At 74.8% G+C, this 18287-nt stretch carries 19 protein-coding genes; 9 read left to right on the forward strand and 10 right to left on the reverse strand.

The features are described 5' to 3' along the window. Positions 1-100: 100 nt before the first annotated feature. Entirely contained in the window at positions 101-970 is an 870-nt protein-coding gene (locus ACQPYX_RS05265) for a DUF4097 family beta strand repeat-containing protein (protein WP_433801863.1), read from the reverse strand. A gap of 20 nt (positions 971-990) precedes the next feature. Then, on the reverse strand, positions 991-1503 hold the full coding sequence (locus tag ACQPYX_RS05270; protein ID WP_433801864.1) for a hypothetical protein: 513 nt from the start codon (positions 1501-1503) through the stop codon (positions 991-993). Between the two features lie 204 nt (positions 1504-1707). On the opposite strand from ACQPYX_RS05270, the gene ACQPYX_RS05275 reads away from it, so the two are divergent. Then, positions 1708-3261, forward strand: a complete 1554-nt coding sequence (locus ACQPYX_RS05275) for an ABC-F family ATP-binding cassette domain-containing protein (protein ID WP_433803674.1) — start codon at positions 1708-1710, stop codon at positions 3259-3261. A 3-nt stretch (positions 3262-3264) separates the two neighbouring features. Here ACQPYX_RS05275 and ACQPYX_RS05280 read toward each other — a convergent pair whose 3' ends face one another. The 4 genes from ACQPYX_RS05280 to ACQPYX_RS05295 form a co-directional block, all read right to left on the reverse strand. Further along, a complete protein-coding gene (locus tag ACQPYX_RS05280; protein WP_433801865.1) occupies positions 3265-4434 on the reverse strand; it encodes a methyltransferase in 1170 nt (389 codons plus the stop codon). Positions 4435-4532: 98 nt separating this feature from the next. After that, positions 4533-5300: an isocitrate lyase/PEP mutase family protein gene (locus ACQPYX_RS05285; RefSeq protein WP_433801866.1), complete on the reverse strand. Its 768-nt coding sequence runs from the start codon at positions 5298-5300 to the stop codon at positions 4533-4535. Positions 5301-5347: 47 nt separating this feature from the next. Beyond that, positions 5348-6244, reverse strand: a complete 897-nt coding sequence (locus tag ACQPYX_RS05290) for a serine hydrolase (protein WP_433801867.1) — start codon at positions 6242-6244, stop codon at positions 5348-5350. Continuing rightward, positions 6241-7110: a LysR family transcriptional regulator gene (locus ACQPYX_RS05295; RefSeq protein ID WP_433801868.1), complete on the reverse strand. Its 870-nt coding sequence runs from the start codon at positions 7108-7110 to the stop codon at positions 6241-6243. Before ACQPYX_RS05295 ends, ACQPYX_RS05290 begins: the two co-directional genes overlap by 4 nt. 85 nt (positions 7111-7195) lie before the next feature. On the opposite strand from ACQPYX_RS05295, the gene bla reads away from it, so the two are divergent. From bla to ACQPYX_RS05310, 3 genes are all read left to right on the forward strand, one after another. Then, positions 7196-8071 carry a class A beta-lactamase gene (gene bla, locus ACQPYX_RS05300; RefSeq protein WP_433801869.1) on the forward strand — a complete coding sequence of 292 codons (876 nt, stop codon included), beginning with the start codon at positions 7196-7198 and terminating at the stop codon, positions 8069-8071. A 155-nt stretch (positions 8072-8226) separates the two neighbouring features. Then, the gene (locus ACQPYX_RS05305) at positions 8227-8934 is read left to right on the forward strand and encodes a GPP34 family phosphoprotein (RefSeq protein ID WP_433801870.1); all 708 of its coding nucleotides are present in this window, start codon (positions 8227-8229) and stop codon (positions 8932-8934) included. Positions 8935-9048: 114 nt separating this feature from the next. Further along, positions 9049-9663, forward strand: coding sequence for a hypothetical protein (locus tag ACQPYX_RS05310; protein WP_433801871.1), 615 nt, complete (start codon positions 9049-9051; stop codon positions 9661-9663). Positions 9664-9665: 2 nt separating this feature from the next. On the opposite strand, the gene ACQPYX_RS05315 is transcribed toward ACQPYX_RS05310, so the two are convergent. The 3 genes from ACQPYX_RS05315 to ACQPYX_RS05325 all read right to left on the reverse strand — a co-directional run bounded on the left by ACQPYX_RS05315 (position 9666) and on the right by ACQPYX_RS05325 (position 11644). Continuing rightward, a complete protein-coding gene (locus ACQPYX_RS05315; protein WP_433801872.1) occupies positions 9666-10121 on the reverse strand; it encodes a hypothetical protein in 456 nt (151 codons plus the stop codon). Positions 10122-10182: 61 nt separating this feature from the next. Further along, positions 10183-11418 carry an MFS transporter gene (locus tag ACQPYX_RS05320; protein ID WP_433801873.1) on the reverse strand — a complete coding sequence of 412 codons (1236 nt, stop codon included), beginning with the start codon at positions 11416-11418 and terminating at the stop codon, positions 10183-10185. Beyond that, positions 11351-11644 carry a 4a-hydroxytetrahydrobiopterin dehydratase gene (locus ACQPYX_RS05325; RefSeq protein WP_433801874.1) on the reverse strand — a complete coding sequence of 98 codons (294 nt, stop codon included), beginning with the start codon at positions 11642-11644 and terminating at the stop codon, positions 11351-11353. The genes ACQPYX_RS05320 and ACQPYX_RS05325 overlap by 68 nt, the downstream gene beginning before the upstream one ends. Before the next feature lie 44 nt (positions 11645-11688). On the opposite strand from ACQPYX_RS05325, the gene ACQPYX_RS05330 reads away from it, so the two are divergent. Next, on the forward strand, positions 11689-12087 hold the full coding sequence (locus ACQPYX_RS05330) for a (deoxy)nucleoside triphosphate pyrophosphohydrolase (protein ID WP_433801875.1): 399 nt from the start codon (positions 11689-11691) through the stop codon (positions 12085-12087). A 13-nt stretch (positions 12088-12100) separates the two neighbouring features. Here ACQPYX_RS05330 and ACQPYX_RS05335 read toward each other — a convergent pair whose 3' ends face one another. After that, positions 12101-12391 (reverse strand): hypothetical protein, encoded by a 291-nt coding sequence (locus ACQPYX_RS05335; RefSeq protein ID WP_433801876.1) that lies wholly within the window; start codon positions 12389-12391, stop codon positions 12101-12103. Positions 12392-12515: 124 nt separating this feature from the next. On the opposite strand from ACQPYX_RS05335, the gene ACQPYX_RS05340 reads away from it, so the two are divergent. The 4 genes from ACQPYX_RS05340 (at position 12516) to ACQPYX_RS05355 (ending at position 18287) form a co-directional block, all read left to right on the forward strand. Next, positions 12516-14594, forward strand: a complete 2079-nt coding sequence (locus ACQPYX_RS05340; protein ID WP_433801877.1) for an ABC transporter substrate-binding protein — start codon at positions 12516-12518, stop codon at positions 14592-14594. Positions 14595-14711: 117 nt separating this feature from the next. Then, a complete protein-coding gene (locus tag ACQPYX_RS05345; protein ID WP_433801878.1) occupies positions 14712-16334 on the forward strand; it encodes a peptide ABC transporter substrate-binding protein in 1623 nt (540 codons plus the stop codon). 95 nt (positions 16335-16429) lie between these two features. Next, the gene (locus tag ACQPYX_RS05350) at positions 16430-17356 is read left to right on the forward strand and encodes an ABC transporter permease (RefSeq protein ID WP_433801879.1); all 927 of its coding nucleotides are present in this window, start codon (positions 16430-16432) and stop codon (positions 17354-17356) included. Beyond that, positions 17349-18287: an ABC transporter permease gene (locus tag ACQPYX_RS05355; protein WP_433801880.1), complete on the forward strand. Its 939-nt coding sequence runs from the start codon at positions 17349-17351 to the stop codon at positions 18285-18287. Before ACQPYX_RS05350 ends, ACQPYX_RS05355 begins: the two co-directional genes overlap by 8 nt.

Below are 18287 nucleotides of genomic sequence, written 5' to 3' on the forward strand. Positions count from 1 at the left end.
CCGACAATCACGGCTGAATCGAGCCCATCACCTGCGACGATGCGGCAAAGCTGTCACTGGACGCCAGCAGTGACGCTTTGCTGTCAGGGGACGGCGGGGCTCATGCGGACTCCTCCTCGACGAGCGGGTCGGCGTGGCGCAGCACGATGTCGCCGAGCGATGTGCGGGCCCGCACGGCGGCGGTCTCGGTCGCGTCGCCCGGCGCGTCGATGGAGTCGAGCCGATTGTCGATGTGCCCGAAGCGGGTGGAGACGTCGAGATGGGCGGCGCTGCCCCGGCGCAGGGCGAGTTCCACCCGCCCGTTGCTGGTCGCGACGTCGACCTCGCCCCGCGTGATGCCGTCCACCACGACGTCGCCGTTCGCCGTGCGGGCCTGCACGTCGGAGTGCGGGTCGGTGACGGTGATGTCGCCGTTCGCGGAGCGGGCGGTGACCGCTGCCCCGGCCGAGCCGACCACGGTCGCCCCGTTGCTGTTCGTCACCGCGACCCGTCCGCGGACCCGGCCCACGTGGATCCGACCGGTGCCGGCGAGCGTGGCGTCGCCGTCGACCCGAGAGACGACCATGGTGCCGGTGGTCGCGAGTTCCGCGTCGCCGACGACGTCGAGTGCCAGCGCGCCGACCGACGTCTTCACACGACAGGTCCCGAGCGTGCCGGTGGTCCGGACGTCGAGGACCTGCCCTTCCGCGCGGAGCGCCGACCCGGTGGGCAGGTCCACGGTGACGTCGATGCTGCCGCCACCGCCGGTCGGTCGGAAGCGGCGCAGGAGCCGGGCGCCGGTGATCGTCAGCGTGGTCCCGACGAGGTCGACCCGCGTGCGCTCGGCGGCCGCGAGGTCGTCGTCGTCCCCGAGGTCGCCGGGGGTGATCACCACGACCGTGTCGGTCCGGTCCGAGGCGCGGACGGTCAGGTCGGCCGAGACGGCCGTGAGGTTCACCTCGACGGGGTCGGGAGTGTCGTAGCGGGTCATGGGTCCCTCCTGGTCCCGGGTCATCGGACCCACCCGGTGAAGCTCTGCCGGGCGCGCCGCCCGCGGGGCGAGGCGGCGTCCCCGGTCCCGGTGGCGAGGGCGGCCGAGGCGGCCCGCACCAGCCAGGCGTTGGTCGAGAGGTGCTCGCGGCCGGCGGCCTCCTCGACCCGGGCCTTCAGCGCGTCGGGCAGGCGGAGATTGATGCGCGTGGTGGGGCCGGCGTCGAGCTCCAGCGTGGTCTCGACCTCCGGCTCAGCGGTGGCTCCGGACGGCGCCGGGTCTGGCTCAGTGACGGGCGGCACGACGACGAAGCCCGGCTCCCGGCCGCGCAGGCGCACCTCGACGGAGCCGGGTGCGAGGTCCCGGGTGATCTCGTCGGCGGCCTCCGCGAGTGCCTCGAGCAGGACGAGCCGGACGGACGAGGAGAGCGAGGCGGAGAGCCGGGCGGCCACGGCACGGGCCTCGTCGCCACCGGCCTCGGCGGCGAGGGCGAGTTCGTCGGCCAGTCGGTCGACGAAGGGGGACAGGTCCATGTGAGCCAGGATGGCACCATACTGGCTCAGTCGCAATGGCCTTGCGGTGCTCCCGTACCGTCGGAGGCGTGTTGATCCAGTCGATGAGGCTCCGCACCCGCCGCTGACGGCGGCGCCCTCTCCCACGACCCGCTCCGCCGTCCCGGCCAGCCGCCGGGCGGTCGATCCGTGCTGCCCGGCTCCGCCTCCGACGTCCCGGAGCCCCTGGTGCACACCACCCACCGATCCACCCACGCCCACGTCCGCGCCGAGCACGTCGACGTCACCCTCGGCGGACGCCGCGTCCTGTCCGACCTGTCGCTGACCGTCTCGGCCCGCTCCCGCCTCGCGGTCGTCGGCGAGAACGGCCGCGGCAAGACCACCCTGCTGCACGTGCTCGCGGGCGTGCTCGCGCCGGACGCGGGCGCCGTCCACCGGACGGGCACGATCGGCCTCGCGCAGCAGGACCTCGCGCCGCACGGCACCGTCCGCACCCTCACCGACGCCGCCGTCGGGCCCGCGCGGGTCGCACTCGCCGAGCTCGACGCCGCCACGGACCCGTTCGACGACCAGCGCTACGCCTCCGCGCTCGACCGCGCCGTCGAGCTGGACGCGTGGGACGCCGAGCGTCGGGTGGACCTCGCCCTCGAGGCGCTGCACGCCTGCACGGACCGCGACCGCGAGCTGGCCACGCTCTCCGTCGGCCAGCGTTACCGGGTCCGCCTGGCCTGCCTGCTCGGCGCCCGGCACGACCTGCTGCTGCTCGACGAACCCACCAACCACCTCGACGCCGACGGGCTCGGGTTCCTCACCGCCCGCCTGCGCGAGCACGACGGCGGGTTCGCCCTGGTCAGCCACGACCGTGCGCTGCTGCGCGACGTCGCGGAGGAGGTCCTCGACCTGGACCCCACCCGCGACGGCCGGCCCCGCACGTACGCCGGCGGCTACGACGGCTGGCGCGCAGGGCGTCGTCGGGATCGCGAGCGCTGGGAGCACGACCACGCCGAGCAGCAGGCCGAACAGCGCCGCCTCACCGAGGCCGTCGGCCGGGCCCGCGAGCGACTCGGCACCGGCTGGCGCCCGGACAAGGGCACGGGGAAGTACCAGCGGCAGTCGCACGCCCCCGGCGTCGTCCAGGCCCTGCGGCGCGACCAGGAGGCGCTCGCCGCGCACCGCCTCGACGTCCCGGAGCCACCGGCCCGGCTCCGCTGGCCGGACCTGCCGTCGGGAACGGGGACGCTCGTGGAGCTGGACCGGGCGGGCGTCGCGGGACGGCTCGACCCCCGGTCGATCCGGATCGGCCCGGCGGACCGCCTGCTCGTCAGCGGCCCGAACGGCGCGGGGAAGTCGACCCTGCTCGCGCTCCTCGCCGGGGAGCTGTTCCCGACGACGGGTCTGGTCCGGTCCCGGGCGCGGGTCGGGTTCCTGGCGCAGGAGGCGCCGCCGTGGCCGCCGGAGCTCCCGCCGTGGCGGCTACATGAGCGCGAGGCCGGCGCGGACACCGTGCCGCTGGCGGCCACCGGGCTGCTGGACGCCGAGGCGCGCGGCACGCCGGTCGGGCGGCTCTCGCAGGGGCAGCGACGGCGGCTCCAGCTCGCGCTCGTGCTCGCCCGGCGGCCGGACCTGCTGATCGTCGACGAGCCGACCAACCACCTCTCCGCCGCGCTCGTCGACGAGCTGACCACGGGCCTGCTCGCGACCCCGGCCGCCGTCGTCGTCGCGACCCACGACCGGCAGCTGCTCGCCGACCTGGCGGGCTGGGAGGTGCTGCGCCTGTGAGCGTCAGCGTGCGACACCCGAGGCGCGCGTGAAGGTGTAGCGGAATGTCCCGCCGGGCTCGGCGGTGCGGCGGAGGTCGGCGAGCCCGGCATCGAAGGCGTCGGGCGTGGTCAGTCCGGCCGCGACGGCGGGTTCGCGGACCCCGGCGATCATCGCGGTGAAGGTGCGCAGCACGAACGCGTCGGCGGGCCCGGCGTCGTCGACCCGCACCTCGCGGGGCGACGTGGTGACGTCGGCGAAGCCCGCCTCGGCCAGCAGCGTCCCGAGTCGGCGACCGATCATCGCGTCGCCGCCCGCCTGGCGCTGGAGCACGACCTGGCAGTCGATCGCCGCCCGCGCCGCGGGGCTGTCGGGGGTGAACGCCACCGAGGCGTGGTCGCCCTCGATCACGGTGATCGTGCCGCCCGGACGCAGCGCCGAGCGGAGCGTCCGCAGCACCCCGAGCGGGGCCGACAGGTGTTCCAGCACGAAGCAGACGACGACGTGGTCGACCGGACCGATCCCGGCGTCGGGAAGGTCGCGGACGTCGAGCCGGCGGAAGGTGACGCCGGCGGCGAGGCCGGCCGAGCGCACCCGGCGCCGGGCCCGGGCGAGCGAGTCGGCGGAGATGTCGATGGCGGTGATCCGGGCGCCGGGGCTGCGCCGTGCGATCACGGCGGTCTGCGCGCCGACGCCGCAGCCGACCTCGAGGACGTGGCTGCCGGCGGGGAAGGCGGTGTCGTGGTGGAGCAGGTCCTCGAGCGCCTCGGCCTGGTCGGCCAGCCGTGAGCCCTCCTCGGCGCGGTAACCGTGCACGTACCCGTCGACCATGGTCATCGCGGAGATCACGGCCATCACCGAGCCGTCGTCCGACAGGGCCGCGCGGAGCCGGTCACGCAACCGGACCGACCGCTCGATCTCGGTCTCGAGCTGCGCGAGATGATCCTCCAGCACGGCCGTCGGATCGGGGGTCTGCTCGTCCAGCGCCCGCCCGATCGCCTCGAGACCCAGCCCGGTGCGGCGCAGGGCGAGGGCGCGGTAGAGCCGCGTGATCTCCGGCGAGCCGTAGCGGCGGTGCCCGCTCGGCGTCCGTCCCGGCCGGACGATCCCGACCTCGTCCCAGTGCCGCAGCACCCGTACCGACAGGCCGGAGGCCGCGGCGAGTTCGCCGACCGTCCACGTCCGTTCGTCCACGGCGCGGACCGTAGGTCCTCACACCGTGGGAGGTGCTACGCCTGTGAGTACTCATCCGTGCCAGAGCACGGATGAGTACTCACAGGGCGAAGCCACCTCTAGTTCAGCTTCCGCACGCCCTCGGCGAGACCACCACCGTCGTAGGCGCGCTCGGCCAGCTCGGCGAGCGCGGTCAGCGCGGTGTTCTGCGACCACGGGCCGAAGGAGATCCGGGCGAGCCCGATGCGCTGCGCCGCCTCCTGCGAGATCGACCCGGGGATGCCGATCATGTTGACCGTGCGCTCGCCGAGTGCGGAGACCAGCTCGGTCCACTGCGCCTCGTCGAGCTTGCCGGGCACGAAGACGTTCGACGCGCCCGCGTCGAGGTAGGCGCGGCCGCGCTCGACGGCCTCCTTCAGGGCCTCGGCCGGGTCGCCCACCTTGAGGAAGGCGTCGGTGCGCGCGTTCAGGACGAAGTCCACGCCCTCGGTCTGTGCCGCCGCGACCGCCGCCTCCACGGCCTTCACCGCGTCCGGGAGCGGCTTCATCTGGTCCTCGAGGTTCGCGCCGACGATCCCGACGCCGATCGCGCGGGCGATCGTGCCGCCCGGGTCGCCGTAGCCGGCCTCGAGGTCGGCGGAGACCGGCAGCGAGGTCTGGCGGGCGATCAGGCCGACCTCGGCGATCATCTCGTCGCGGGGGATGACCTCCCCGTCGGGGTAGCCCCGCGAGGCCGCGATGCCGTGGCTGGCGGTCGCGAGGGCCTTCGTGCCGGGGATGTCGGCGACAACCTTCGCGGTGATGGCGTCCCAGACGTTCACGACGCGCAGCAGTTCCGGCGCGGCGTGCAGCGCCTGCAGGTCCCGGGCCTTGTCAGCGGTGCTCATGTCCGCGGAGAACCGCGATCGCCCACCGCCGATGCCCGGCTGTGCGCTCAGTCACCCAGACGGAGGGCCGTGACCGCCAGCCGGGCGACCTCCCCGATCGCCGCGTCGACCCGGGGGAGCACCCGTTCCGGTCGGGCGGCGAGGGTGAACACCGCGACCGCCACCGGGGCCTCGCCCGGGAACTCGACCACTCCCACCTCGTTGCGCAGGGCGCCGAGCGTCCCGGTCTTGCCGGAGCACCGGACCTCGTCGAACGGGAAGCCCGACGCGATCCGGGTGCGCGAGACCTGCAGGCCCAGCAGCCGCCGTGCGAAGGCGCACCCGACCGGGGACGCCGCGCCGTCGGTCCAGAGCAGCGAGAGCAGCGAGGTCATGTCGCGCGGCGTCGTGGCACTGCCGAGCACCGGGTCGTACGCCGAGGGCGGCGGCGGGTCGTCGGGGTCGGCGAGACGGTCCGCGGTCGCCGCGGGGTCGCTCACGCCCAGCTGCGCGGCGAGGGCGGCGAACGTCGCGTCGGCCCGCTCCACCCGCGTGTGCGCGATGCCGAGGTCCGCCAGCGCCGCGTGCACCCGCGGCAGCCCGAGCACGTCGAGCAGCACGTCCGCGGCGGCGTTGTCGGACACCGTGGTCATCGACGTGGCGAGGTCGCGCAGCGACATCGTCACGGGGTCGGCGAGCACCGACAGCCCGGTCGGGCCGTCCGTCCGCGACGACGGGTCCACCGTCACCGTCGCGCGCGGGTCCAGCTCGCCGGCGTCGATCGCGCGCACGAGCGCCACCAGCACCGGGAGCTTGAACACCGAGGCCATCGTCACCGGCTCGTCGGCCCGGACCCCCAGCTCCGGGCCGTCGGACCCGACCACCCGCGCGTGCACCGACCCGCGTACCCCCGCGTCGTCCAGCACGGCCCGGATCCCGGCCGTCGCCTCGGCGGCCAGGCTCATGGCCGGTCCTCCGCGCGCAGCACCGCGAGGACCGCCTCGCGGACGGCCTCGTCGGGCGGTGTGCCGGGATGCCACACCGCCCGGACCCGGACCGGGATCGGGTCCGCCGGGTCGAGCGCCGCGACCCCGGGAGCACCCGGGGCGAGGTCCGGCCCGACGGTGAACGCCCGGTCGGCCGCGACGGCGGCGAGCACGGCCCGGTCGTCCTCGACCGCGATCACCCGGGGACGGACGCCGCGCCGGGCCACGGCGTCCACCAGCTGGTCGTGCGCCGCCGGGTGGTGGGCCCGGGGCGGCAGCGCGAGGGGGAGGTCGCGCAGCGCCGCCCAGCGCACCCGGCCGCCCGCCGCCCGGTCCGCAGGCACCAGCAGCCGCGTGGGGAGTCGGACGACCGGCCCGGCCGCCAGGTCGGAGAGCACGCCGGGGTGGCGGACGACGGCGAGGTGGCACCGGCCCGCGGCGACCCGGTCGGCCAGGTCGACGGTCGGGGCCACCGCAGTCTCGACTCCGCGCCCCGCCGTCTCCCGCACGGCCGCGGCCAGGGCGGCCACCACGTCCGGCCGCAGGGCGCCGACCACCCCGAGCCGGACCGTGGACCCCGCGTCGCCCTGCTCGAGGGCGCTGCGGCGCAGGGCGCCGGCCGCGGCCACGAACGTCTCGGCGGGACCGAGCAGCGCCCGCCCGGCCGGGGTCAGCGTGACCTCGCGGGCGTTGCGCTCGAACAGCCGCGCCCCGAGGTGCGACTCGAGGCGCCGCAGGCCCTGCGACAGCGGTGGCTGCGTCATCCCGAGCCGGTCGGCGGCGCGCCCGAAGTGTCGCTCCTCGGCGATCGTCACGAAGAACGTCACGTGCCGCAGCAGGTCCACGAGCAGCGACGATAGCCGCTGCGACATCAAGCGGGCAGTCATACGGACTTCGACAGGTCCGCTTCGTCCTGCTTCGCTGCCGATCATGACCACTTCCCGACGACGGGTCCTCGCCCTTGGTGCCGCGGGTGCCGCCGTCCTCGCCGGCGGCTGCGCCGCGAACACGCCGGCACCCGCCCCGACGACCACCCCCGCCGTCGGGACCGACCCCTTCGCGCCCATCGAAGTGGCGATGGGCGGTCGGCTCGGGGTGTTCGCCCTCGACACCGCGACCGGCCGGACCGCGGGCCACCGGGCCGACGAGCGCTTCCTGCTCTGCTCGACGTCGAAGATGCCGACCGCCGCGGCGATCCTCGCGGCGCGGGTGCCGCTCGACGAGGTGGTGCGCTACACGCCGGCCGACCTGGTGCGGAACTCGCCGACGACCTCACGGGCGACGTCGCTGACGGTGGGGGAGCTGTGCGCCGCGGCGATCACCGTCTCCGACAACACCGCCGAGAACCTCCTGCTCCGTCGGCTCGGCGGGCCGAAGGCCGTCGAGGGCTACCTGCGCTCGATCGGCGACGGGATCACGAGCCTCGACCGCTACGAGCCGGAGCTGAACGCGCGGCAGGGCACGCTCGACACGTCCACGCCGCGCCGGATGGCGGCGACGCTGCAGGCCTGCACGCTCGGCGCCGGGCTCGACGAGGCCGGGCGGCGACAGTTGCTCGACTGGCTCGTCGCGAACACCACGGGCTGGCAGCGCATCCGGGCCGGGCTCCCCGCCGGGTGGCGCACCGGCGACAAGACCGGCAGCGGCGACGGCGGGGAGGTGAACGACGTGGCGGTCACGTGGCCGCCGGGCCGCCCACCGGTGCTGCTCGCCGTCTACACCGAGCCCGCCGACCCGCGGTCGGACCGCGCCGTGCCGGCCGTCCCGGCGGCCACGACGGCCGCCGTCCGGGCCCTCGGGCTCTGACCCCGGCGTGTCGCCGGTGTGGCGCGGACGGGTGGTCGGCTCCGTGCGGCGACCGGTAGATCGGGTCGGAGATCGACGATCGGTGAGGACGAGCGGTCGATCCGGGCGCCCGGTCGGGTGAGATCCCACCGGGTCGTGTGCCTACGCTGTCCGCCGTGCGTTCCGAACGATGGTCGGCCCCCACCCGGGAACTGACCCTGCCCGAGCGCATCGCCTGGGTGCTCGGCGACGAGGACGGCCGCCCCGTCTCGAGCCTCACCGAGCCGGCCGGACTGCTCGTCGCGGCCGCCATGGTCGAGCTGCTGCTGGACGCGTCCCTGCTCGACGCCGGGACCTCGTACCGGCGCGGTCCGGTCGAGCCGACCGACCCGCTGCTGTGCTGGGTCGCCGACGGCCTGCTGCGCCCGGGCGGGCACAAGAGCGACCTCGGCCACGCCGTCACCGGCCCGCGCGGCGCCCAGATGATCCGCCGCACGATGGACCGGCTCGTCGAGCGCGGCCTCGCCCACCGCGAGCCGCGTCGGGTCTTCGGCTACCTGGCCATGCCGGTGTTCGGGTCGGCGCTGCGCGTGCACGAGACCGGTGCGCTGCACCACGACCGCAACGTGGTGCGTCAGGTCCTGGACGGCGCCGATCCCGACGAGGACACCGCGATGGTCGTCGTCCTGCTCCACCACGGCCGTCGCGTCCGGGCCCTGCACCCGCTCGACCCGTCGGTGGCCGCCGGGCGTGCCCGTGCCATCGCCGGCGGGCGGTTCGTACGGCCGGGGATCGACCAGGACATCGTCCGGCTGGTGAGCCCGACCGTGCAGACGGTCCTCGCCGCTCTCACGGCCACCGAGGTGCTCAGCTCGGGCGGCTGAGCGGGCGGGTGCTACCACGCCCTCCGGACCCGGAACGTCGAGGGGTCCCGATCCACGCCCGGGCGGTCTAGTCTCGTGACGTTTCCGCGCGCCGCGTTCCTCCAGGGGGCAGCCATGCCGACCACGCAGCCGTCGTCCGCCACGCCCGAGGGGCTCCCCGTGCTGGAGGCCGGCGCCCACCGTGACGCCCGCTCCGGGAGCTGCGTCATGGAGTACGTCTCCGTGTTGGCCGGCGAACGCTTCACCGACCGCCCGCACTGCACGCACCCGGCCGTCGCCGCTCTCGCCTGGCAGGTCAACGACGCCGTCAGCCACGAGGTACGCCAGCAGCTCGGACTCCGCGCGGTCGACCTCGTCGGGGCAGGCCGCGACGCCGACGGGCCGGTGCGTCCGCTCGTGCTCGCCGCGGTCGCCCGCGCGGGGCTCGCCCTCGACCCCGGGAACCGCTTCTTCGCCCGCCTGGTCCGGCGCGTCGACGCCGCGCAGGAGCGGGCCGCCGCACGCCGCGCCGCCGGGCGGGAGGCCGGGGACGGGGCCGGTGGGCGCGTCGCGACCCTGCTGCACGTCGGCCCGGTCAACCACGCCTGCGCCCACCTGCTCGTCGCCGCCCGCGCCGCCGGGCTCGACGGACCGGCCCGCGACGCGATGATGCTGGCGCTGCTCGACGACTGCCTGGCCTCGGTCCGCGGCGTGCGCGCCGCGGCGCCGACGCCCGCCGTCGCCGGCTGAGCTCAGCCGAGCTGCACGCAGAGGCCGGCGACGACCTTCAGGCACACCCGCGCGATCGGCTCGGGTGACCGGGTCGCCGCCGGGGCGGCCGACGCCGCGGGGGCGGCGGCCCCCGGTGCCGGGGCCGGGCCCGCCGTCGACGGCGCCGTTCCCGACGACGCGTCGGTGGGCTCGGGTGCGCGGGTCGCGGCGGCACCGTCGGGCGCGTCCGGAGCCGCACCGGACGACGGGGCTGCAGGGACGGTCGACGGCGCCGGGGCCGGCGGCCGCACCGCGTCGACAACGGCCACCGGGGCGAGCGGCACGGTGGGCCCGGCGCCGTCCGGCGGGGCCGGGGCCGGCGTCGACACGGTCGAGGCGTCCGCGTCCTCCGCGACGCGGGTGAGCACGGTGGCCAGCTGGGCCACCACCATCATCGCGAGGGCGCCCGCCGCCACGGCGAGCAGGATCCGGCGCACGCCCCCGTGATCGGGCGGTCCGCGCCCGTCATTACGGCGGCGGACCGCAGCGGCCGAGGGTTCACCCGACCGTCCGAGCCGTGGTCGCAGCGCGTGTCCAGGTCCCACCGAGGACCAGCAGGCAGGCGGCCGCCGCCACCGCGAACGACCACGGTGCCCCCGCCGCGCCCAGCACGGCCGAGAGCGCGGTGGCGCCCACCCCGGTGCCCGCGTCGTAGGCCGTGTTCCACACGCTGCTCGCCGTCCCGGAGCGTCCGGGGCCCGCGCGGTCGAACAGCGTCACCAGCGTGTCGTTCTGCACCGCACCGAACCCCAGACCCACGACACCCGCGCCGAGCACGACGACGGGGGTGCTGCCGACCAGCAGTCCCCCCGCGGCCGCGGCCGCCCCGAGCGCGGTGAGCAGGAGCGCGGGGCGGGTGATGCGGCCGGCGAGGCCCAGCCGGTCGCCGAGCTCGCCGGACACGCCGCGACCGACGAGCTGGAACAGGGTGAGGGCGAACAGGGAGAGCTCCGCGGTGCCGGTGGTGCCCGCCCCGACGAGCGGGAGCACGGTGATGACGCCGCCGGCGCTCGCCGCGCACACCAGCATCACGAGCCACGGCCCGACGACGTGGCGCCACGGCAGGGGCCGGGAGGACCCGGGGACCGGCCCCGACCGGTCGTCGGGAACGGGGAAGACCCGCCGGGGGAGCAGCAGCATCGCGGGCAGGGCGAGCAGCGGCAGCGCCGCGCCGGCCAGCAGGACGGGGGTGGGGCCGAGCCGGGACCACGCCCAGACGCCGCCGGTGAGCAGCCCGAGCTGCGGGAGGCCGATGGCGATGCCGTAGACCCCGGTCGCGCGGCCGCGCACCCGCGGGTCGACGAGATCGGAGACCAGGGCCGCGCCGGTGACGGTGAGGACGCCGAAGCCGACCCCGCGCACGATCGCGACCGGCACGAGCAGCCCGAGCGAGGGGCTCAGGGGCAGCAGCGCCGCCGGCGCCCCGAGGAGGAGCGCCCCCAGCGCGAGCGCGGCGCGGTGCCCGGCGGCCCGCAGCAGGGCCGGCACCCCGAGCTGCGAGACGACGGTCGCGGCCATGAACACGCCCGTGACCGAGCCGGCGAGGCCCGGCCCGGAGCCGCCGGCCGCAGCCCAGAGGGGCAGGACCGGCAGCAGCAGGGCGTAGCCGCCGAACGCCGCGAAGGTCGCGACGAGGACGGCCAGGAACCCGGCGGAGCGCAGTGGGCTACGCGTGCTGGTCGATCGCGGCGGAGATCCGCCGGGCGAGGTCGGGGTCCTTCGCGGTGAGGCCACCCTCGGAGTGCGTCGAGAGCCGGAAGGTGAGCGTCGAGTACCGGATGTCGATGTCCGGATGGTGGTCGACGGACTCCGCCTCCTGGGCGACCGCGTCGACCACGGCGATCGCCGCCGGGAAGCTCGGCAGCTGCGCGGTGCGCACGAGGGAGTCGCCGTCGCGCTCCCAGCCCGGGAGGTCGGCGAGGGCGCTGGAGACGGCGTCGTCGGAGAGCAGGTCGGCCATGCGGGTCATGATGCACGCGATCACCGACGACGGGGGGGACGACCGTGAAGATCGTGGTGGGGGCCGCGGTGGTGGACGGCGGGCGGCTGCTCGTCGCGCAGCGGGCCGAGCCGCCGGACATGCGGGGCCGGTGGGAGCTCCCGGGCGGGTCGGTCGAGGACGGCGAGTCCGAGGCCGACGCGGTGGTGCGCGAGCTGCACGAGGAGCTGTCCTACGCGGTCGTCGTCGAGGGGCGGCTGGGGCCCGACGTACCGGTCACCGGCCGGGCGGGCGAGTCGCTCGTGCTCCGCTTCTACCGGTGTCGCCCGGCGAACGGCGCCGTACCGGTCGCGCTGGAGCACCTCGCGCTGCGCTGGGTGACGGCCGACGAGCTCGACACGGTGGCCTGGCTGCCGGCCGACGAGGTGCTGCTGCCGGCGCTGCGCGCGGCGCTGGAGGGGTGAACCGGGACGGCCGTCAGGCGGCGCGGGCGCGCTTGACGGCCTTGGCGAGGTCCTTGCCGGTGAGCCCGGACTCGGCGGCGCGGGCGGCGCGCATGAGGACCACGGGGCAGCCCTTGCACCGCGGCGTGGAGCGGCAGCACTTCTTCTTCGCCCGCTTGGCGCCGGTGAGCGCGCAGGCCCGGGCGGGGTCGACGACCACCCGCACCGGCGTCGGCCGCGGCGGCACCACCGCGGCGGCGGCCCGGTCGCGCGGACGCAGCCGCGCGAGGGTGTCCACCCACGTCGACGGAGCACGCTTGCCCATGAGGTGAGGCTAACCTGAGCGACCGCGAACACGAAAGGGCCGCACGCGGGTCCGACGGGCCCGCGTGTCACGATGGCTCACCCCTGCTCGCCGAGTCGGAGAGGCACCAGCGCACCGCCCCGTCATGAGAGCCCTCCTGGTCGCCGTGCTCGCCGGTCTGCTGGTGCTGGCCGGGTGTTCGTCGTCGCCCCCGCCGGTGGTGGGGCAGGCGCCGACCACCGCCTCGCGCCCCCAGCCGCAGCTCGAGCCGGACCCGACGCAGCTGCGCATCGGTGTGGACGACCTGGGGATCGGGTTCAACCCGCACCGCATCGCCGACCTCACGCCGACGAGCCGCACCATGGCCTCCCTGGTCCTGCCGAGCGCGTTCCGGGTCGGCCCGGACGGGGTGCGGCGCCCGGACACGACGGTCGTCACCTCGGCGCGGGTCTCCTCCACCCGCCCGTACACCGTGTCCTACGAGATCGCCCCGGCCGCGGCCTGGAGCGACAACGCCCCGATCGCCGCCGAGGACTTCGTCTACCTCTGGCAGCAGATGCGCTCCCAGCCCGGTGTGGTCGACGCCGCGGGCTACCGGGCGATCTCCGACGTCCGCTCCCGCGCCGGCGGGAAGGCGGTCGACGTCGTCTTCGACCGGCCCTACCCGGCGTGGCAGACGCTGTTCGACCACCTGCTGCCCGCCCACCTGCTCAACATCGCCCCCGGCTCGTGGGGCGGCGCGCTGCAGGACAGCATCCCGGTCTCCGGCGGGCCCTACGCGGTGCGGCTCGTCGACCGCATCCGCGGCCAGGTGACCCTGGTCCGCAACAGCGTCTACTGGGGCACCCCCGGTGTCCCGGACCAGATCGTGCTGCAGGCCGCCGACCACGCCTCGCTGATCGACCGCGTGCGGACCGGGGACGTGCAGGCGACCCAGTTCCGCTCCGACGGCAGCGACCTCGCCGCGCTGACCGCGCTGGCCGGAGCCCCTCCGGGACCCGCCGGGCCGCTCGCGGTGCGCACCGTGCCCGAGGCGCAGCTCGTCGAGCTCGCGCTGCGCTCGGACGACGGCCCGCTCGCCGACCCACGGGTCCGTCGGGCGGTCGTCTCCCTGCTCGACCGGGACGCGCTGATCACGGCGGGGGCCGGCGGCGGTCCCGGCGCCGCCCTGCGCGCGGACGCGTTCGCCACGGCGCCGAGCCAGCCCGGCTACCGGCCCACGATCACGGCCGACTCGCCCGCCCGCGCGCCCGACCGGGCGGCCGCCACGCGGCTGCTCGCCCAGGCCGGGTACCTGCTCGGGCCGGACGGCCGGTGGACCCGGGACGGGACGCCGCTGCGGCTGCGGCTCGCCGCGCCGTCGCAGGTCTCGCCCTACGGCCGCCTGGTCACCACGGTGGCCGAGCAGCTGAACGCCGCCGGGATCGGGACGACGGTCGTGGCCGACGCGGGCGCCAACCCCTTCCCGCCGGGCCGCGGGCCGATCCCGTCGGACACCCCCTCGGTGGTCGCCACGCCCTCCACCCCCGGCCCCCTGACCTCGTCGGCCGTCCCGGGCACGACGACGACCTCGCCGCCGGCCCCGTCGACCGCCGCCACGACCACCACGACACCGGCGACGGAGACGACGACGTCGGTGCCGCCCATCCCCAAGTCGCCGTCGGACATGGCGGTCGCCGACGTCACCGTGCTCGCGCTGCCCGTCGGCGCCGACCCGATCTCGGGCCTCGACTCGGTCGTCGGGTGCCCCGGCCGGCAGGCGCCCACCACGTCGGGCGTCTCGCCCGCCGTGCCGCGCACCGCGACGACGACGAGTCCGCCCACCACCTCTCCGGTGTCGCCGCCGACGACCACCGCGGCCGCCCCGACGTCGACCCCGCAGGCCCCGACCACGACGACCGCCGCCCCGCTCGCGGCGCAGGGCACGCCGGAGGCCTCCGAGGCGCTCTCGGTCACCGGGTTCTGCGACCCGACCCTGCAGTCGATCCTCGACGGTGCGTCGTCCGGCTCGATCGACTCCGACACCGCGCTCGCCCTCGTCGAGCCGATGCTCTGGCGGGCCACGCCGGTGGTGCCGCTCTTCCAGGCGACGACGACCCTCGTGGCCCCGGAGGCCCGGACGGACGTCGTCGTGCCGCCGTTCGGCGTCAGCCCGTTCGCCTCCGCGGACCGCTGGGCGCCCCCGGCCCGGCAGGGCCAGGCGAACGGCGATGCGAACAACTGAACGGCACCTGACGAAGTCGTAAGCTCCCGGAAACATCTCGGGGTAGCGCAAGAGGTCTGGACCACTTAGGTTGCGCACGGCGGCGATCCCGCCTGTCAAACGTCTTCTGGAGGTGTGGTGACCAGGTTCACCAGGCGCGGTCGGTCGCGCTGGATTGCTGTCGGAGCACTGGTCGCGGCCGGTGCGCTCGTCCTCACCGCGTGCGGTGGGGGAGGCGGCGGTGGCGGCGACCAGGCGCAGACCGTGTCGATCGAGTGGGGCGAGCCGGAGAACCCGCTCATCCCCGGATCGACGAACGAGCAGAACGGTGGCGACGCGATCGACGCGCTGTTCACCGGTCTCGTCAAGTACGACCCCAGGACGGGTCAGCCTTCGAACGCGATGGCGCAGTCGATCACCACGACCGACAACCGCACGTTCACGATCACCATCAAGCCGAACTGGACCTTCCACGACGGCACCCCGGTGACGGCGCAGAGCTACGTCGACGCCTGGAACTGGACCGCCTTCGGCCCGAACGGCGCGCAGAACCAGTCGTTCATGGAGAAGATCCAGGGCTACGACCAGGTCAGCCCGGAGAACGCCACCGTCAACCAGATGTCCGGCCTGCGCGTGGTGAACCCGACGACGTTCACGGTCACGCTCACGCAGCCCTTCACCATCTTCCCGGTGACGCTGGGCTACACGGCGTACTTCCCGATGCCGCAGAAGTTCTTCGCCGACCGGGCCGGCTACGAGGCCGCACCGGTGGGCAACGGCCCGTTCCGCTTCGTCTCGCGCACGCCCAACCAGGAGCTCGACCTCGCGCGCTACGACCAGTACGCCGGAGACGACAAGGCGCAGGTCCAGAACCTGCAGTTCCGGGTCTACTCCGACCTGAACACCGCCTACTCCGACGTGGTCTCGGGCAGCCTCGACCACATCCGGCAGATCCCGTCGTCGGCCCTGGCCGGCAACCGGTGGCGCCAGGACCTCGGTGCGGGCGCCCAGATGGTGCCGGGCCTCGTGACGACCGCGCTCGCGTTCCCCACCTACGACCCGCGCTTCCAGAACCCGCTGCTGCGCAAGGCGTTCTCGATGGCGATCGACCGCCAGGCGATCATCAACCAGCTGTTCAACGGCATCTACACGCCGGCCGACGGCTACGCGACGCCGACCGTGCAGGGCTACGTGCCCAACCAGTGCGGCCAGTTCTGCACCTTCGACCCGAACGCGGCGAAGCAGCTGCTGGCCCAGGCCGGCGGCATCCAGGGTCCGGTCACGCTCGTCGCGAACTCCGACGGCGGCAACGACGAGTGGATGCAGGCGATCACCAACCAGCTGCGGCAGAACCTGGGGATCGACGTCCGGTACTCGCCGGTCCCGACCTTCCAGGAGGCCCGCCGCCTCGCCAACGCCAAGCAGTACACCGGTCCGTTCCGCGCGGCGTGGCAGGGCGACTACCCGAACATCGAGACGTTCCTGAGCCAGCTCTACCGCACGGGGGCGTCCGCCAACGACGCCGGTTACTCGAACCCGGCGTTCGACGCGGCGATGAACGCCGGTGACGCGGCCCCGACGATCGAGGCGGCCAACCAGGCCTACGCGAACGCCGAGAAGATCGCCCTGAACGACATGCCGGCCATCCCGCTGTGGAGCCGGCCGGTCATCTGGGGCGACGGGCAGCGGGTGCAGACCGGTCTGCAGACGCCGCTCAACCGCATCGACGCCTCCGCGTTCGTGCTCAAGCCGCAGGGCTGACGGGCACCGACGACCACCACCACCGGCGGCGGCCGGCCTTCCCGACGACGGGGGGCCGGCCGCCGCCGGGTCGCGTCCCGTGTCTGGGAGGACCGATGGGCCGCTACACCCTGCGGCGCCTGCTGCAGCTCGTCCCCGTGTTCCTGGGGACCACCCTGATCATCTACTACCTCGTCTGGGGTCTCTCGGACGATCCGTTCGCCGGCAAGTGCGGACAGCGGGAGTGCCCGGCGAGCTACGTCGCCACCATGACCGCCCGCCTGAACCTGGACGACCCCGTGATCGTCCAGTGGCTGAAGTACCTGGGCGGTCTGTTCACCGGTGACTTCGGCCGGACCTTCAGCGGCAACGAGGTCTCCGACCTCATCGCCAACGCCGCCCCGATCTCCTTCCGGCTGGCGCTCGTCGCCGTCGTGATCGAGATCGTCATCGGCATCACGGCCGGCCTCGTGTCCGGCCTGCGCGGCCGGGGCTACGTCGACTCGCTCATCCTCGTCTCGACGCTCTTCCTGATCTCGCTGCCCGTCTTCGTCACCGGCCTCGTCGTGAAGCAGGTCTTCGGCGTCGAGCTCGGGTGGATCCGGACCTCGGTGCCGCCGGACCCGACGATCCTCGACCTCTTCGTGCCCGGACTCGTGCTCGGCAGCCTGTCGATGGCCTTCGTCGCGCGCCTGACGCGGACGAGCCTCATGGAGAACGCGCGGGCGGACTTCGTGCGCACGGCGGTGGCCAAGGGACTGTCCCGACGACGGGTCGTCCTGGCCCACATGCTGCGGACCTCGCTCATCCCCGTCGTCACCTTCATCGGCACCGACCTCGGTGCGCTCATGGGCGGCGCCGTGGTCACCGAGGGCGTGTTCAACATCCGCGGGCTCGGTGGTCTCGTCTTCACGGGCATCCAGCGTCAGGAGCAGACTCAGGTCGTGGGCGTCGTCGCCCTCCTGGTGATCATCTACCTCGTCGTCAACCTGGTCGTGGACCTGCTCTACGCGGTCCTCGACCCGAGGATCCGCTATGACTGACACGTTGCGTCAGGAACCCTCGCTCGCCGGTCACGACGAGGGCGCGATCGTCACGCCGGAGGCCGAGTCCGGGCTGTGGTCGGACGCCTGGAAGCAGTTGCGGCGTCGCCCCCTCTTCATCATCTCGGGCGTCGTCATCGTCGTCCTGCTGGTGATGGCGCTGTTCCCGTCGCTGTTCACCAGCGTCGACCCGACCTTCCAGATCCTCGACCGCTCCGGCGAGGCCCCGAACGCGTCGTCGTGGTTCGGTCGGGACCTCTTCGGCCGCGACGTCTACGCGCGGGCCATCTACGGCGCCGGTCCGTCGCTGGCGGTCGGGTTGCTGGCCAGCCTCGGCACCGTGGTCGTCGGCTCGCTGGCGGGCCTCGCCATGGGCTACTTCCGCGGGCTCACCGACTCGGTGCTCTCCCGCGTCGGCGAGATCTTCGCCGGCATCCCGTTCGTGCTCGGTGGCATCGTCATCCTGACGAGCCTCAACAAGCCGGGCGAGATCGTCGGGTCCACCCGCCTCATCGTGCAGGTGGTCCTGACGATCGTGCTGCTGTCGTGGCCGCTCGCCATGCGCATCATGCGGGCCGCGGCCCTGGCCTCGTCGCAGCAGGACTACGTCAAGGCGGCCCGGGCCCTCGGCGCCGGTCCGCTGCGGATCATGTTCCGGCACATGCTGCCGAACTGCCTGGCGCCGGTGCTGGTCTACGGGACGATCCAGCTCGGTGTGTTCATCGGGGCGGAGGCGACGCTGTCCTACCTCGGCATCGGTCTGAAGGACCCGGTCGTGTCCTGGGGTGTGATGATCTCCGAGGTCCAGGCGCGCATCATCCAGATGCCGCACGCGCTGTTCTTCCCCGCCGCGTTCCTGGTGGTCACCGTCCTCGCCTTCGTGATGATGGGCGACGCCCTGCGCGACGCACTCGACCCGAGAGGACGGTGA

It is taken from the genome of Actinomycetospora sp. CA-084318, from assembly GCF_050955885.1.
Taxonomy (GTDB): Bacteria; Actinomycetota; Actinomycetes; order Mycobacteriales; family Pseudonocardiaceae; genus Actinomycetospora.

Bases quoted from the DNA above. Each gene is read 5' to 3' on its own strand.
- ACQPYX_RS05325 (WP_433801874.1), bottom strand. From the start codon at position 11,644: ATGGCCGACCTGCTCTCCGACGACGCCGTCTCCAGCGCCCTCGCCGAC.
- bla (WP_433801869.1), top strand. From the start codon at position 7,196: ATGACCACTTCCCGACGACGGGTCCTCGCCCTTGGTGCCGCGGGTGCC.
- ACQPYX_RS05335 (WP_433801876.1), bottom strand. From the start codon at position 12,391: ATGGGCAAGCGTGCTCCGTCGACGTGGGTGGACACCCTCGCGCGGCTG.
- ACQPYX_RS05265 (WP_433801863.1), bottom strand. From the start codon at position 970: ATGACCCGCTACGACACTCCCGACCCCGTCGAGGTGAACCTCACGGCC.
- ACQPYX_RS05350 (WP_433801879.1), top strand. From the start codon at position 16,430: ATGGGCCGCTACACCCTGCGGCGCCTGCTGCAGCTCGTCCCCGTGTTC.
- ACQPYX_RS05340 (WP_433801877.1), top strand. From the start codon at position 12,516: ATGAGAGCCCTCCTGGTCGCCGTGCTCGCCGGTCTGCTGGTGCTGGCC.
- ACQPYX_RS05310 (WP_433801871.1), top strand. From the start codon at position 9,049: ATGCCGACCACGCAGCCGTCGTCCGCCACGCCCGAGGGGCTCCCCGTG.
- ACQPYX_RS05355 (WP_433801880.1), top strand. From the start codon at position 17,349: ATGACTGACACGTTGCGTCAGGAACCCTCGCTCGCCGGTCACGACGAG.
- ACQPYX_RS05285 (WP_433801866.1), bottom strand. From the start codon at position 5,300: ATGAGCACCGCTGACAAGGCCCGGGACCTGCAGGCGCTGCACGCCGCG.
- ACQPYX_RS05270 (WP_433801864.1), bottom strand. From the start codon at position 1,503: ATGGACCTGTCCCCCTTCGTCGACCGACTGGCCGACGAACTCGCCCTC.
- ACQPYX_RS05290 (WP_433801867.1), bottom strand. From the start codon at position 6,244: ATGAGCCTGGCCGCCGAGGCGACGGCCGGGATCCGGGCCGTGCTGGAC.